At 67.0% G+C, this 13,109-nt stretch carries 13 protein-coding genes; 4 read left to right on the forward strand and 9 right to left on the reverse strand.

The genetic code is table 11. From position 1 onward, the window contains the following. Nucleotide 1: 1 nt before the first annotated feature. The 3 genes from VIF40_RS06490 to VIF40_RS06500 all read right to left on the reverse strand — a co-directional run bounded on the left by VIF40_RS06490 (nucleotide 2) and on the right by VIF40_RS06500 (nucleotide 3,201). Complete coding sequence (locus VIF40_RS06490) at nucleotides 2-985, reverse strand: hypothetical protein (RefSeq protein WP_331936709.1); 984 nt, start codon at nucleotides 983-985, stop codon at nucleotides 2-4. A gap of 43 nt (nucleotides 986-1,028) precedes the next feature. Continuing rightward, nucleotides 1,029-1,694, reverse strand: a complete 666-nt coding sequence (locus VIF40_RS06495; RefSeq protein ID WP_331936710.1) for a hypothetical protein — start codon at nucleotides 1,692-1,694, stop codon at nucleotides 1,029-1,031. Nucleotides 1,695-1,797: 103 nt separating this feature from the next. Further along, on the reverse strand, nucleotides 1,798-3,201 hold the full coding sequence (locus VIF40_RS06500) for a cation diffusion facilitator family transporter (RefSeq protein WP_331936711.1): 1,404 nt from the start codon (nucleotides 3,199-3,201) through the stop codon (nucleotides 1,798-1,800). Nucleotides 3,202-3,357: 156 nt separating this feature from the next. On the opposite strand from VIF40_RS06500, the gene VIF40_RS06505 reads away from it, so the two are divergent. Continuing rightward, nucleotides 3,358-3,897 (forward strand): thiol-disulfide isomerase, encoded by a 540-nt coding sequence (locus VIF40_RS06505; RefSeq protein ID WP_331936712.1) that lies wholly within the window; start codon nucleotides 3,358-3,360, stop codon nucleotides 3,895-3,897. A gap of 4 nt (nucleotides 3,898-3,901) precedes the next feature. On the opposite strand, the gene VIF40_RS06510 is transcribed toward VIF40_RS06505, so the two are convergent. From VIF40_RS06510 to VIF40_RS06520, 3 genes are all read right to left on the reverse strand, one after another. Further along, the gene (locus tag VIF40_RS06510; RefSeq protein WP_331936713.1) at nucleotides 3,902-4,480 is read right to left on the reverse strand and encodes a cob(I)yrinic acid a,c-diamide adenosyltransferase; all 579 of its coding nucleotides are present in this window, start codon (nucleotides 4,478-4,480) and stop codon (nucleotides 3,902-3,904) included. A 26-nt stretch (nucleotides 4,481-4,506) separates the two neighbouring features. Beyond that, complete coding sequence (locus tag VIF40_RS06515; protein ID WP_331936714.1) at nucleotides 4,507-4,698, reverse strand: twin transmembrane helix small protein; 192 nt, start codon at nucleotides 4,696-4,698, stop codon at nucleotides 4,507-4,509. A 423-nt stretch (nucleotides 4,699-5,121) separates the two neighbouring features. Then, nucleotides 5,122-5,808 (reverse strand): TetR family transcriptional regulator, encoded by a 687-nt coding sequence (locus VIF40_RS06520; protein ID WP_331936715.1) that lies wholly within the window; start codon nucleotides 5,806-5,808, stop codon nucleotides 5,122-5,124. Between the two features lie 172 nt (nucleotides 5,809-5,980). On the opposite strand from VIF40_RS06520, the gene VIF40_RS06525 reads away from it, so the two are divergent. From VIF40_RS06525 to VIF40_RS06535, 3 genes are all read left to right on the forward strand, one after another. Next, nucleotides 5,981-6,652 (forward strand): outer membrane protein, encoded by a 672-nt coding sequence (locus VIF40_RS06525; RefSeq protein ID WP_331936716.1) that lies wholly within the window; start codon nucleotides 5,981-5,983, stop codon nucleotides 6,650-6,652. Between the two features lie 364 nt (nucleotides 6,653-7,016). Continuing rightward, nucleotides 7,017-7,694, forward strand: a complete 678-nt coding sequence (locus tag VIF40_RS06530) for a DUF3313 domain-containing protein (RefSeq protein ID WP_331936717.1) — start codon at nucleotides 7,017-7,019, stop codon at nucleotides 7,692-7,694. 124 nt (nucleotides 7,695-7,818) lie between these two features. After that, nucleotides 7,819-8,655, forward strand: a complete 837-nt coding sequence (locus VIF40_RS06535) for a TauD/TfdA family dioxygenase (protein ID WP_331936718.1) — start codon at nucleotides 7,819-7,821, stop codon at nucleotides 8,653-8,655. Nucleotides 8,656-9,035: 380 nt separating this feature from the next. Here the strand turns inward: VIF40_RS06535 and VIF40_RS06540 are convergent, their stop codons facing one another. From VIF40_RS06540 to VIF40_RS06550, 3 genes are all read right to left on the reverse strand, one after another. Further along, the gene (locus tag VIF40_RS06540; RefSeq protein ID WP_331936719.1) at nucleotides 9,036-11,507 is read right to left on the reverse strand and encodes a TIGR02302 family protein; all 2,472 of its coding nucleotides are present in this window, start codon (nucleotides 11,505-11,507) and stop codon (nucleotides 9,036-9,038) included. Nucleotides 11,508-11,719: 212 nt separating this feature from the next. Further along, the gene (locus VIF40_RS06545; RefSeq protein ID WP_331936720.1) at nucleotides 11,720-12,220 is read right to left on the reverse strand and encodes an SH3 domain-containing protein; all 501 of its coding nucleotides are present in this window, start codon (nucleotides 12,218-12,220) and stop codon (nucleotides 11,720-11,722) included. A gap of 161 nt (nucleotides 12,221-12,381) precedes the next feature. Continuing rightward, a complete protein-coding gene (locus VIF40_RS06550) occupies nucleotides 12,382-12,771 on the reverse strand; it encodes a hypothetical protein (protein WP_331936721.1) in 390 nt (129 codons plus the stop codon). Nucleotides 12,772-13,109: the final 338 nt, after the last annotated feature.

A 13,109-nucleotide genomic window follows, 5' to 3' on the forward strand; every position in this document is an offset into this window, starting at 1 on the left:
CCTAGATTCCGATGGCCCCGGCCTTTTGCGTCGGCTCTGCGACGTCGTCCGGCTTGCTGGCGTCGATGAAAGATTTGAACGAGTCGTAGAGGCTCTGCGCCGAGGCTTCGTCGGAGCCCGCCGCGTCGAATTGCCGGTCGATGGCGAAGCGCGTGAATTGGCGACGCAGATAGAGCGCCTTCAGAACATCCGGCAGAGTGGAGCTCGGCGCCGCGGGGAAGGGCTTCTTGCCGAAGTCGAGGACATAGAAAAAGATCCCCGCTCCGGCGGCCGCGACGCCGGCGAGGAGCGCGATCAGTCCGCCGAGCAAGCCTTGCAGGAAATGCGGCAGCAGCCAGAAATAGACCAGCCCCGCGACCACGGCCAATATCGCCAGCCCGGCGAGGCCGAGCTTTTGCAGCGACAGATTCGGCAGCTTGTCCGCCGGCACGCCGTCGAGCCAATAATCGTGGAACGGCATCGTCGTCTCGATCTGGCAGTCGGCGATATATTTGGCGAAGCTCGCGGCGTCGGTCACGCGCGCCTCGAAGCCGAGGCAATATTTGAAGACCTCCTTCAGATCGGCCTCCGACCGCGTCCACAGATCGCGAAGATAGGAGTCGCGTTCGGAATCGGCTCCGCTCGCCGCGTCGAAATCCGAGGAGAAGAACAGGAAGGGACAGGAGAGGTGATCTTGCGGCTGCGCGATCACCGGATTGAGCATGTCCTTGTATTTCTGGTCGATCGACAACGCCGGGCCGGCCGCGACGAGCAGCGTGTTGGGCTGCTCGCGGCCATTGTAGGCGACGTCGTCGATGACGACGAAACGGGCGAAATGATTGCGCGCGCTGCGCGCGAAGGGGCTGTGCTCGCCGCGCGGCAGCAGCGAGAGCCGCTTGCGCAGCGCATGCGTCGGCGAGGCCGAGCCGCCCTGGCCGGCGATGGGCGTTACGCCGATGGGAATGAGCGCCGTGAGAAAATAGGCTCCGCTGTCGAATGTCGGCATGGATGTCCTCTTTCGAGAGAATTCTGTCGTCGAATGAAACGGGTCAGCGCGGCGCCAGCGCCAGCGCGCCGGCGTTGGCCAGATAATCCTCGCGATGCGTCTCGGCGTCCTCGGTGTCGTTGCTGGCCACGGGCGCATGGCCTTCGTAGCCGAGGTCGTTCTGCACCGCGACGAGCTGGCGCACATAGAGCTCGCGGAACTGCTGCGGCGTCGAGGAGGCGTGGCTCTGCTGCAGAGCGAGCAGCGCGCGCCGCACGCGCAGGGCGGCCTTCACATCGGGCTGCGCGGCGCCGGGAACGGAATTATAATAATAATTCGTGTCGATCTGATTGCTGCGAATGTAATTCTTGAACGGCGTGATCGGCACGGAATGCGGATATTTCGTGCTCGTGAACCAGAGCAGATCGAGGCCGTTGGGCAGGCCGTCGGCGAAGGCGTCGATATATTGATCCCAGGTGCCGTTGAAATTGCTGCAGAACAGCAGATAGTCGTTGGAGAGCTTCTGCTTGCCCTGGCCGAGATCGGGCCATTGGTCGCGCTTGACGATGGCCCAGCGCGCGAAATGGATGAAGGAGAGGCCGAGCAGTCCTCCGAGCGAGGAGGGAATCGACCGGGAAATCATGAAGCTGAATCGATTGAACCAAGTCCGCCAGGGTTTCATCGGCGTAATGACGTTCATTCCATAGGCTTTGCCCGTGACGTTCGACATGATGGCGGCCTCGAAAAATTCATACCATTATTCCGCGCTACGGATAACGGCATTCTCTTCAAAAGACAATACGCGGCGCGCTGCGCGACGGCGCCCGGCGCGCTCAAGAATGGTCGTTTATTTCCGCATGTCCCGCAATTCGCAGGATGTTCGGAAATTCGCCGCGCATCGCGCGCTCCACCTCGTCGACGGCGGCGTGCGTGAGGTCGACGGAAAGCTCCGGATCGACGCAGCAATGATAATTGACGACGAGCCCCTCCGCCGTCTCGCGCGCGCGAACGTCATGGACGTCGGTGATGCTTCCGCCCGCCTCGGCGTGACGCGCCAGCGCGTCGGCGATCGCGCGGCGCGTCTGCGGCTCGGCGTCCTGGCCGGTCAGCAGCTGCGGCTCGGAGGGCTCGATATGCGTGTCGATCTCGATCGCCTCGCCGAACTCCTCGCGGATCGCCTGCTCGAGATCGGAGGCGATCGCATGCGCGCGCCCATGCGTCATGCCGCCGTCGAGCTCGAGATCGAGGGTGATGGAGAGGCGCTCGCCGACCAATTGCGCGATGATGTGATGCACCTGTATGCGGCGGCGCGCCGCGACGAGCAGAATGCGCTCGAGCACGGTCTCGTCGTCGACGGCGATCGGATGCGTGGCGAGCGCGATCTGCGCGCCGGGAATCGCGCGCATGACGGCGGCGTTGGCCTCTTCCTTGATGCGGGCGGCGCGCTCCAGCGGCAGCGTCCGCGCGACGCCGATGACGGCCTCGCCCATCACCTTCGGTCCGGCGGTGCGCAGGCGCAGGCTCTCCACTGCTATGACGCCGGGCGTGGCGCGCAAAATCTCCTGGATTTGCGGCACCAGCTCCTGCGGCGCGGCGTCGAGCAGCGTCCCCACCGTGCGGCGGCCGAGCCGATAGCCCGCGATGGCGATGAAAGCCGCGACGCCCAAGGCCGCCAGCGCGTCGCCTTGCGCGAAGCCGGCGCGCGTGGCGGCGAGGCCGATGATCACCAGCGCCGAGGAGACGAGGTCGCTGGAGAAATGCAGCGCATCGGCGGCGAGCGCGTCGCTCTGCGTCTCCTTGGCGACGGCGTCCAGCCGCCGCGCGCGCACGAAATCGACGACGATCGACAGGCCGAGCACGGCGAAGACCGGCCAGCTGGCGTCGACCTCGACGGCCGGGGCGCCGAGCCGTTGCGCGGCCTGGCCGGCGACGACGAGCGCGAGGCCGAACAAGAGCCCGGTCTCGATCAGAGCGGCGAGCGATTCGACCTTGCCGTGGCCATAATGGTGCTTCTCGTCCGCCGGCTTCTCGGCCTGGCGCACGGCGACATAGGTGAGCACTGTGGCGGCGACGTCGGCGGCCGAATGGCCGGCCTCCGAGATCAGCGCCAGCGAGCCGGAGGCGAGGCCCGCCGCGAGCTTGGCGAGCGTCAGCACCGCGCTGGCGGCGATCGACGCCTTCGCGGCCGCAGCCTTGCGCGCCGCCTGGTCGGTCGAGAGATCGGCTGATTTGGTCATGGGCCGGTCGGTTGGTCGGCGTCCCTGCGCGCCGTTCATCCCAGCCTTAACAACACAATGCGACAGGAGCAATCGGCCGGCCGCGCCCGCGGCGCTCGCCACCGCCGCCGATTTCCGCTATGTGGTGGAAAAGAGCGGCAGAAGCAGGAGCTATCAATGCGCGCGAGGACGAGAGATGCGCTGTTCGCCGCCTGCGTCGCGGCGCAATTCGCCGGATCGGCCTTCTGGGGCCCGGCCGCCTCGGCTCAGGCAGCCGCGGTTCAGGCTGTTTCGGCTCAGGAGATCGCGCCCTTCTCGCGCGGCTCTTTCGACAGCATCCGCAAGGCCCATGCGGGCCGTCCGCTCATCGTGCATTTCTGGTCGGTGACCTGCGCGATCTGCGTCGCCGAGCTCGCCGATTGGGGCAAGCTCGCCCGTGAGACGCCGGGCGTCGATTTCGTCTTCGTCAACGCCGATCCCGAGAGCGACCGCCGTCGCGCCGAAGCCCGCATGGAGAAGGCGGGGCTGCGGCAGGCCGCCAATTTCGCCTTTGCCGATCGTTTCGTCGAGCGGCTCTATTTCGAGGTCGACCGCCATTGGGAGGGCGAAATGCCCTTCACCGCGCTCGTCGCCGCCGATGGCGGCCTGATGACGGAGATCGGCGCGCTGGACGATCTGAAGCTCGCGCGCTGGCTCGAGGGCAAGGGCCGGCGCTGAGCCGTCAGCGCGTCGCGCCTGGCGCCCACAGCACGTCTCCCGCGCCGCTGTTGGCGTAGCGCGCGGCGACGAAGAGAAAATCCGACAGGCGATTGACATAGCGCAGCGCCGTGTCGCCGACGGCCTCGTCCGGCGCGGCGGCGAGCGCCACCATTATCCGCTCGGCGCGGCGGCTCACCGTGCGGGCGAGATGGAGATGCGCGGCGGCCGGCGTTCCGCCCGGCAGCACGAAGGATTTGAGCGGCGCGAGCGAGGCGTTGAGATCGTCGATCTCGCGCTCCAGCCGATCGACCTGCGACTGCACGATGGCGAGGCTGGTCTCCGGCAGCGTCTCGCCGGGCTTGAGCGGCGTCGCCAATTCCGCGCCGAGGTCGAAGAGGTCGTTCTGTATGCGCGCCAGCATGGCGTCGAGCGCGGCGTCGGAGGCCGTGGCGAGCCGCGCGAGGCCGATCGTCGCATTGGTCTCGTCCACCGCGCCATAGGCCTCGACGCGCAGGTCGTCCTTGCGCCGGCGCTCGCCGCCGACGAGTGAGGTGGCGCCGGCGTCGCCGCCGCGCGTGTAGATCTTGTCGAGACGGACCATCGGCGGCTCTTCCAGTAGTGGCGGTTCTAGTGTCGAAAGGCGAGGATCGCCAGGATCAGCAGCAGAGCGCAGAATTGCAAGCCCACGCGCCAGCGCATGAGCTTTTGTGAGAGATTGCCGTCGCCGCCGCGCAGCACATTGCCGAGGCCGAGCACGACGACCAAGGCGACGGCGCCGACCGCGCCCAGGACGGAAATATTGGACCAGCTGGACATCATGGGCCCGCTCCTCCCGGAGGCGCTCGCTCTATTGCGGTTTCATGACTAATGGAGCGTGGCGCGATGGGCAAGCCTCGGGCGCGGGGGCGACGCCGGCGCGACGCGGTGAATGTCTGGACGTAGCGCGAGTTCACCGTTCCCGAGGGCGAAGGGGGAGATATGACACGTTGCGGACGCCTTTCGTCCGTAGGGACGACGTCCGGGTACGTCGGAAGCCGACATTCCCCTGACGGCGCACGGTCGGTAATTATCTGCGCTCGTTGTCGACGCTCCAGCCGAGTCGCGGACTATGATAACTAGCGCCACGCCTATATCTAGTGAGACAGCCGAGCGCCATCGCCGCCACCGACCGATGCAACGTACGTTTTTCCGGTATTGCAGTTCGGCGAATCTCGATTAGTGACGGCTTGGCCCCGGGTGAGGTCAGGCCTTGCGCGATTTCGTCGGCGCGCGTCGTTTAACCACCTTCGTAGTCGCCGGCTCCTTTTTTGTCCGCCTTGTTCGACGAGAGGCCCCTGTTGGATCGTCCTCTTTCGGTTCGGCGGCGCCATCCTCGGCGAGGCAGGCTGCGAGAATCCTCTCGATCAAGGGCCGCGTCCTGGCGCTATTGGCGTCCTGCAAGGCGTCCGCCCCCAAGACTTCACGAAAGATCGCCATTCCGACCAGGCAGGCGTTGAACAAGGTCGCGCGTTCGAGCGTCGACGGCCCCGCGAGAGCGGCGGCGACGGGGCTGATGAACTCGGTGAGGCTGCGGGCGCGCAACACTTCCCGCGCTTGCGGATTGGTCAATGAGCGCACGACGATCTGTAGCGTCTCGTTCTGGCCGGAGCCGAAAAACCCGCTCGCGAATTCGTCACTCAGCCGACTCGCATCGAGAGTCGACCGCGTTTCGACCTCCTTTGAGGTCGAGAGAACCGCTGAAAAGAGCTGCTCCTTGGAGCCGAAGGCGCGATGGACCAGCGCCACATCGACTCCGACCTCGGCGGCGATGTCCCGCAGCTTCACATCCTCGTATGAGGCGGTGGAGAAACGCGCGCGCGCCGCTTCGAGTATGCGCCGCCGTGTGATCTCTCCGCCACGTTTTTCCTGAAGCTCCGCCAGCGTCGCCATACCGATCCGCCTCCCGTTTCCGCTCAGATTATTCGCCTTGTGATGAGGGTCAAATGGGTCCGGAAGGCACATGTGTCAACACAGTTGTGTCAACGATGTTGACATTAGGCCGATCTTGCGTATTTTCCTCCTCGGCGCCTCGGACGACGCCCGAGCGCAGGGGAACGAAAGCATGATCGAGAAATATTCCACACATTTGGCGCGGGCGCTTTTCGTCATGGCGGCGAGCGCGAGCGTGGCTCGGGCAGCCGATCTGCCGCATATGAAGCCGCCTATCGCTTTCGCGCCGCCGGCGCCGGCGTTCACCTGGACAGGTCTATACGGCGGCCTGAACGCCGGCGCTGCAGTGGGTGCGGGCTTAGGCGCGAATATGTACGGCGACAAATCGCCGAGCGGCGTCGGCGGCGGCGGGCAGATCGGCTTCAATTATCAATTGTCGCCTCGCTTCGTCATCGGCGCGGAAAATGACCTCCAGGCCTCGAGCCTTAAGGCGCGAGACGACGGCCCCTATCATCGCGACGCGACGCTGCCTTGGTTCGGAACAGCGCGCGGACGCGTGGGCATCGCGCTCACGGAGCCGCGCTTGTTGATCTACGGCACCGGCGGCATGGCCTTCGGCGATCCGAAGATCGCCGGCGACGGAAAGTTGCGCGTCGGCTGGACCGCGGGTGGCGGCGTCGAATGGGCTTTCACGCCTAAATGGTCCGCGAAGCTCGAATATCTCTATACGGACATCTTTCGCGACATCAGGAACAACGCCTCGGATCGGCACGCCCGATTCCACACGATCCGAGTCGGCGTGAACTATCACTTCGATCTGTTCTCGCCGTCGGCGCAGCCGTGACGACGCGAGGGCGGGAATGAGATGGGGACGCCGGTGAGGCGACGCATCCTTCTTCTCGACCCCGATCGGGCCGACGAAGCGCTCGAAGTCGAAGTCCTCGCCTGCGATGAGGCCGTGCTCGCTGTCGCCATGCCGAATACAATCGTGAGCTTCGACTTGATACGGCAAGATGATCGCGCGTACCGCGGCTGGCTCGGCGGTCGCAGCTTCTTGTTTATTCCAGCGCCGTCACAGGGCTCAAATTCGGAGAGCGTCTCGGATCGCGAGGTTCCGACTCGGGCGCGCTCCCGCAGACCTCGAAATCCAACCCCGGAAGACGGCGCCGCGCCGCAACTACGCGGCGCCGGGCGCAAAGGAGCATACTATGGCGGCACTGGATAAAGCGCTTCGACCGACCGTCGCGCTGCTCTGCCTCGGAGCGAGCGCTTGTTCGAGCGTGGAGCCCATCGCCTATTCCGGACTCCCATCCTCGGCGCATTTGGCTCCAAATCGGCAAGACGACGCCAAGCGCATTCCATTTCGCTATGCCGCTGTGACCGACTGGCGAGCGTACAACAAAATCATCATCGATCCCGTCGCGATCTATCGCGGCGCCGATCATCAGTTCGGCGATATGGCCGAAGCGGACAAGGCCTCGCTCGTCGAGCACATGCAGAGCGAATTCGCCGAAAAGCTCAAAAGCCGCTTCAATATCACGGACAGGCCAGGAGCGAATACGCTGCGACTGAAATTGACTTTGACCGGCGCTGTGACGAGCACGCCCGTCCTCAGCACATTGTCCCGCTTCGATCTCGCGGGCGGCCTCTATAATGGCGTGCAGACGGTGCGCGGAGGCGAAGGTCTGATGACGGGCTCGGCAATCTATGCGGTCGAGATACGCGACGCCTCCGACAATCGACTGCTCACGGCCTTCGTCGCCAAGCAATATCCCAGCCCGCTGAATATTCCGGCGAGCGTCGGCGCGCTATCCGCCGCGCGGACGGGGATAGAGAAAGGCGCTGAAGACCTGTTGGAGCAGCTTTCCCATCCGGCGAAGTCCTGACGCCGCTTCCGCTGTGGGTCGCGACGAGACAGCGCGGCCCGAGCGCTCACATCGTCTTCGGCGAGCCGAGTTTCTTTCCATGTCACGGGCGGGGGGCGCTCGATACATACATGAGGAGGCGAGCATGAACGCCATCACCATTCGGCATGGCTTCGAAGTGTTCGATTTGACGCCGCGCATCGGATCTTCGATCGAGATGGATGTCGCGGCGCTGACGCGCGGGGAATATGCGGCCGAGATTCGTGACATTCTGGAACGACGCGGCGTGATCGTCTTTCCTCGGCTGCACATCGATGATGCGCAGCACCTCGCGCTCTCCCGGACGCTCGGCGAGATCGTCCCCTTGCGCGGAGACGGACTTCTGCCGATCACGCTCGACAGACAAGTCGACGCATTCGCGGCCGAATATTTGAGAGGATCGTTCTTTTGGCATTTCGACGGGGCGAGCGACGATGTTCCGGCGCGCGCGGCGATATTGAATGCGAAGCGTTTGTCGCCGACCGGCGGTCAGACTGAATTCAGCAATTGCTACGCGGCTTGGGACGAGCTGCCAGTCTCGGTCAAGACGTCCATCGAAGGACTCCGCGTCGTCCATACCGTCGAAGCGGCCCAGCGTCTCGTGAACCCCACGCCCACGGAAGACGAGTTGCGCCGATGGCGACGTCATACGCCAAAGACCCATCCGCTGGTCTGGACCCACAAATCAGGACGCAAGTCGCTCGCGCTCGGATGCACGGCCTCGCATATCGAAGGTCTGACGCCCGATGTAAGCGGCGCGCTTCTCGCCGAGCTCACGGAATGGGCGACATCGCCACGATTCGTCTATCGGCACGAATGGAGCCTTGGCGATCTTCTCATCTGGGACAACACCGGGACCATGCATCGCGTCACGCCCTATGACGCGGAGAGCGGCCGGCTGATGACGCGAACGACCATCGCCGGCGAGGAGCCTTTGAACTAACGAGCACGTCGACTTGGAGCGTCGGAGGCGTCCAATCGGCGTCGCCGTCCGCTCCGCTTTGGAATGCAGGCAACCCAAGCCGAGCTAATGACGCGCACTGGACGTGGTTGGTCGCCGCACACGATCCCCTCTGGCTATATTTTCTATGCGCCGCGCCGCCGCACGGGGCTCGAAGAAGTTGCAATCCTTCGCCGCCGCTCTGAATGTCCGCGAAACCCAGAAGCGAACCCCGTCGTCGCGTCCGACGAGTGACGCCTTTTGGCGCGACTTTCCCATTGCTCGCTACGGCGACTCGCACCCGCATGTTTGCGGAAAACGCGCCGCATTCCATCCCGGCGCCCGCGACGCGCGACGTCCCCTTCGAGACGACGCGAAACCTCTCACCGCCGCAGCAGCCGCTCGAAATAATCCAGCTCCTCGGTCGGGCGCTCGGGCTGGCCGAGGCGGCGGCGCAGCTCGTCCTGCACACGGCGGGCGCGCACCGCCGGCGGCAGGCCGAGCGGATCGCTGTGGGCGCCGGCCTCCTGGCCGCGCTGGCGTCCTGTCGGGCGGCCCAGCGGATCGGCGCCCTCGCCGGGGCGCATGCCGGCGCGGCGCCCGGCGCGGCCGGCTCGGCCCTCGCCCTCTTCGCCTTCGCCCTGCATGCGCGAGGCGAGCTGGTCCGCGCCGCGTCGCAGCGCCTGCAGCGCGCGCCCCTGCGCGTCCACCGCGCGGCTTCCCTCGCCGCCGGGGCCGAGCGCCTTCTCGGCCTCCTTCATCGCCTTGTCGGCGTCGGCGAGATCGGGCGAGGCCTCGCCGGAGCGGCGCAGCCGATCCTGCTCGCGCTCCAGCCGATCGCGCAGCGCCTTCTGCCGCGCGCGGGTCTCGTCGGCGGCGGAGGACTGGCCCTTGCCGCCGCGCCGCGGCTCGCCGCTGGATTGTTGGCCGCCCGACTGCTGGCCGCGATTGGTCTCGTCGCGCAATTGCTGCTCCTCGCGCGTGAGCTTGTCGAGCTCCTCCAGCGCGCGCGACATTTCCCGCGCGCGGGGGTCGGCGCGGCCGGCCTGCGCCGGGCGCAGATTCTCGAGCACGTCCTGCAGATCGTCGAGCATTCTCTGCGCCTGCTCGAAATCTCCGGCGCGCTCGGCCTTCTCGATCTCGCTCAGCATGGATTGCAGATCGTCCTCGGTCAGCACGCGCTGGTCGCCGCGCTCCGGCGCGGAGCGCTCGGCGTTCTTGCCGTTCTTCTGGCCGAGCCCGTTCAGGAAATTCTCCAGCGCCGCGCGCAGATCCTGCGTGAGCTTGGCGATCTCCTCCTCGCTCGCGCCGCGCGCCAGCGCCTCGCGCAGATCCCTCTGCGCTGCGCGCAGATCACGCTCGGCCTGCGAGACGTCGCCCTCCTCGAGCGAGAGCGCCATGGCCCAGATGAGATCGGCGACCTCGCGCAGATCGGCGTCGTCGCGCGCCGTCGCCAGCCGGCTCTTGGCGGCGTCGAGGCCGAGATAGAGCGAGGATGGCGTCTCGAACAGCGCCGCGCCCAGCGACAGCGCCTCGAGCGCCGTCAGCACGCGGGCGTGACGATCCGGGTCGAGCGCCAGATTGCGGCGCTGCTCGGCGAGCGCGCGGGCGAGCGGCTTGGTGAAGCGGCGCTCCGGCAAAGTGACGTCGAGCGGCGCCGAGAAGCCCTCATTGCCGCCCTCGTCATGGGCGACCAGCCTCAGCGTGACGCGCGCCCCCGCCCAGGGGTGATCGGAGAAGTCGAGCGTCGCCTTGGTCTCGCCGAGGCCGCCGCGCGTCGGCGGCGCGGGCGCGGGGAGCCGCGGCGGCGGGTAGAGCGAGCGGCTCGGCCGCGCCCCCGCGGGCAGAGCCGCCACCGCCTCCGCCGAGACGACGCCGTAATCATCGTCGGTGCGGTAGCCGAGCGTCATGGTGCCGCGGGCGTTGTTGCGCGGCGGCTGCGTGATCTCGATCGTCGGCGCGCGGTCGGGGATCGCCTCTATGCGGAACTCGCCGGCCCCGCGCAGCGCCAGCGCGGCGTCGCCGACGAGCTTGAAGCGCTCCTCGGCCTCGCCGCCCGGCTGCCGCTGCTTGCCGCCCTCGATCGGCGCGAGGCCGCCGCTCGCCGATGCGGCGCCGCGCGCGCCGAAGCTGCGCACGACGAGAGTGGCGTTCACCGGAACCGAAACCTGCGCCCAGGGGCCCTCGGCCTTTTGCGGCAGCACGATCGGCGGACGGCCGGTATAGGCCGGGGGATCGAACCAGGCGTCGACCCGCGCGCCCGATGCGGAGCCGGGCCCGCTCTCCCAATCGAAAGCGGAGAGGAGCCGCGTCCCGCGATCCGGCCCGGCGACGAAAGCCGCGGCCACGGCGGCGACCAGCGCCGCGGCGCGCAGGGCGAAGGGGTCGCGCTGCGGCAGGCCGGGGTCCGGCGGCGCGACCTCCATCGTCGCCAGCTTTCGCTCGAGCCGCTTGCGATGCAGCGCCCAGAGCGCGCTCGTCGCGTCGTCGTGGAAGTCGCCGGCGAGCGTGTCCTCGAGCGAGGCGGCCGGCCGATGCGGCGCGCCCGCGGAAGCGTCGAGCCGCGCCACGGCCTCCCGCCGCCGCGGCGTCCCGGCGACGAGGCCGCGTCCGACGATCCACAGCGCCGCGAGCGCGAAGCCGCCGACGCCGAGCGCGCGGCCGGTCGCGCCGACCTCCAGCCACAGGCCCGAGAAGGACGCCGCGAGGAAGACGAGCACGAGCGTGGCGAGGCCGGCGACGATGCGCGACAGCCGCTCGACCGCGAGCGCCGCCAGAGAGCGCCGCACCAGCCGCTCCAGCGTCGGCGAGGCGTCTTTCCGGTTTTCGCTGTCTTTCTTGCGCCAGACGGTCATTTTGGTTTTCCTCGCGGGACATTTAGCGCGCGAGCGCTCGGGCGCGCAGCCTCGCCCAGCGAGAGAGACTACGCCTTTCCCGGCAGATTGCGAAAATCTTGCGGCGAAATCAGGTCGGAAGGTCAATGCGCCGGCGTCGCTCGGGAGACGGGACGCTTCTCATGCAGATCGACAGGCGAGACGGCGCATTCGCGACGATGATTCTCGCTGCGTCAGAACCAGCCGAATCCCGGCCGCCAGGTCGCGTTGCGATACCAGGACACATGTCCGCCGGGAAAGCCGTAGCGCCATTGCGCGGCGCCCGTTCCCTCATATTCCCACGGGCCCGTGTACCAGGGGCCGGCGGAAACATAAGGATCATAGAGCGGCGGAATCTCGCGCCGCCACACATAGGCGCCGAGCGGCGGCAGGATCGGCGTCTCCACCGGGCGCGCCGCGATGAAGGCGAGCGCGGGCTGCGCCACATAGCCGGCGGACCCTGCATAGGCGACGCGGCACCAGGCGGAGCGGCACGGGCCGACCTCGACGACGGCGAGAGCCGGGATGGCGAGCAGCGGGGCGTAGTTCAGGCCCGGACCGGAGCGCAGATTGACGACTTCGTCCACCTTCGCGGGCCGCCCGTTCGCCGGCCTTCCATTCGCCGGCCTTCCCTGCGCCGACGATCCGACGAGGAGAGAAAGGGCGCAGAGAAGGGGCGTGAAAAAAGCGCGCATGGAGCCTCGATCGAAATGAACTTTCCAAAAAGATTCGATCTGAAAACTCTATGCCGGTTTTCGCGCCGGCGGGAGCCGGTTTTTTCGATGAAAATCCGAGGAGCGGAGGACGCGCGGAAAAAATCTCCGCGCGCCTCCTCGTTTTTCGCCGCGTGCTTCGATCACTCGAAGATGCGCAGCGGCGCCGTGATCAGGCCGACGGGCGCGGCGACCGGGGCGGGCGCGACGGCGACGACCGGCGTGACCGCGACCGCCGGAGCCGGAGCGACGACGACCGAGGTGACGACCGGACGCACGATGATCGGCCGGGCGAGCAGCGAATCGGCGATGAAGCCGATCTTGCCCGCGTAGAACACACGCGACCAGCCGCCGATATGACCGCGCACCTCGACCACCGTCTGCGGCGGAACGGCGAGGATGGGCAGGAAGCCGAGGCCCGGACCCGAGCGGAAGGCCGCGAGATCGGTGACGACGCGCGGGAAGGCGGCGGCGGAGCCGACCGAGCCGAGCAGGGCGGCGACGGCGAGGACGGATGCGATTTTCGATTTCATTCAAGACCTCCGTAATAGGCATGCCGTTCGGCAATCATGATGCCTCACGTCGGCGCAAGTAGCGCGCGGCCCGGCGGCCGACACGGGCGCAGCGCAAATTCACGTCCTCTCGAGGTTAACGGCGACATGCGCGATTCCTTAGCGAAACGACACATTCCGATCGCATTGTGCGCCGACGCACGGCGGCGCCTCGAAAAAGCGCGCTTTCTTTGGCCCATCGAACGCAAGCCGCGAGAACGCGCTCGGCTCGACTTCGGGCCTTGCTCGACACCGGGTCTCGCTCGACTCGAATAGAAGCGGCGGCATAAGCTCGAGCGCGAGTTTTTCATTCGCGCGTC

This window comes from Methylosinus sp. (assembly GCF_036560965.1).
Classification (GTDB): Bacteria; Pseudomonadota; Alphaproteobacteria; order Rhizobiales; family Beijerinckiaceae; genus Methylosinus.

Bases quoted from the DNA above. Each gene is read 5' to 3' on its own strand.
- VIF40_RS06545 (WP_331936720.1), bottom strand. From the start codon at position 12,220: ATGCGCGCTTTTTTCACGCCCCTTCTCTGCGCCCTTTCTCTCCTCGTC.
- VIF40_RS06540 (WP_331936719.1), bottom strand. From the start codon at position 11,507: ATGACCGTCTGGCGCAAGAAAGACAGCGAAAACCGGAAAGACGCCTCG.
- VIF40_RS06520 (WP_331936715.1), bottom strand. From the start codon at position 5,808: ATGGCGACGCTGGCGGAGCTTCAGGAAAAACGTGGCGGAGAGATCACA.
- VIF40_RS06505 (WP_331936712.1), top strand. From the start codon at position 3,358: ATGCGCGCGAGGACGAGAGATGCGCTGTTCGCCGCCTGCGTCGCGGCG.
- VIF40_RS06490 (WP_331936709.1), bottom strand. From the start codon at position 985: ATGCCGACATTCGACAGCGGAGCCTATTTTCTCACGGCGCTCATTCCC.
- VIF40_RS06535 (WP_331936718.1), top strand. From the start codon at position 7,819: ATGAACGCCATCACCATTCGGCATGGCTTCGAAGTGTTCGATTTGACG.
- VIF40_RS06530 (WP_331936717.1), top strand. From the start codon at position 7,017: ATGGCGGCACTGGATAAAGCGCTTCGACCGACCGTCGCGCTGCTCTGC.
- VIF40_RS06495 (WP_331936710.1), bottom strand. From the start codon at position 1,694: ATGTCGAACGTCACGGGCAAAGCCTATGGAATGAACGTCATTACGCCG.
- VIF40_RS06510 (WP_331936713.1), bottom strand. From the start codon at position 4,480: ATGGTCCGTCTCGACAAGATCTACACGCGCGGCGGCGACGCCGGCGCC.
- VIF40_RS06550 (WP_331936721.1), bottom strand. From the start codon at position 12,771: ATGAAATCGAAAATCGCATCCGTCCTCGCCGTCGCCGCCCTGCTCGGC.
- VIF40_RS06500 (WP_331936711.1), bottom strand. From the start codon at position 3,201: ATGACCAAATCAGCCGATCTCTCGACCGACCAGGCGGCGCGCAAGGCT.
- VIF40_RS06525 (WP_331936716.1), top strand. From the start codon at position 5,981: ATGATCGAGAAATATTCCACACATTTGGCGCGGGCGCTTTTCGTCATG.
- VIF40_RS06515 (WP_331936714.1), bottom strand. From the start codon at position 4,698: ATGATGTCCAGCTGGTCCAATATTTCCGTCCTGGGCGCGGTCGGCGCC.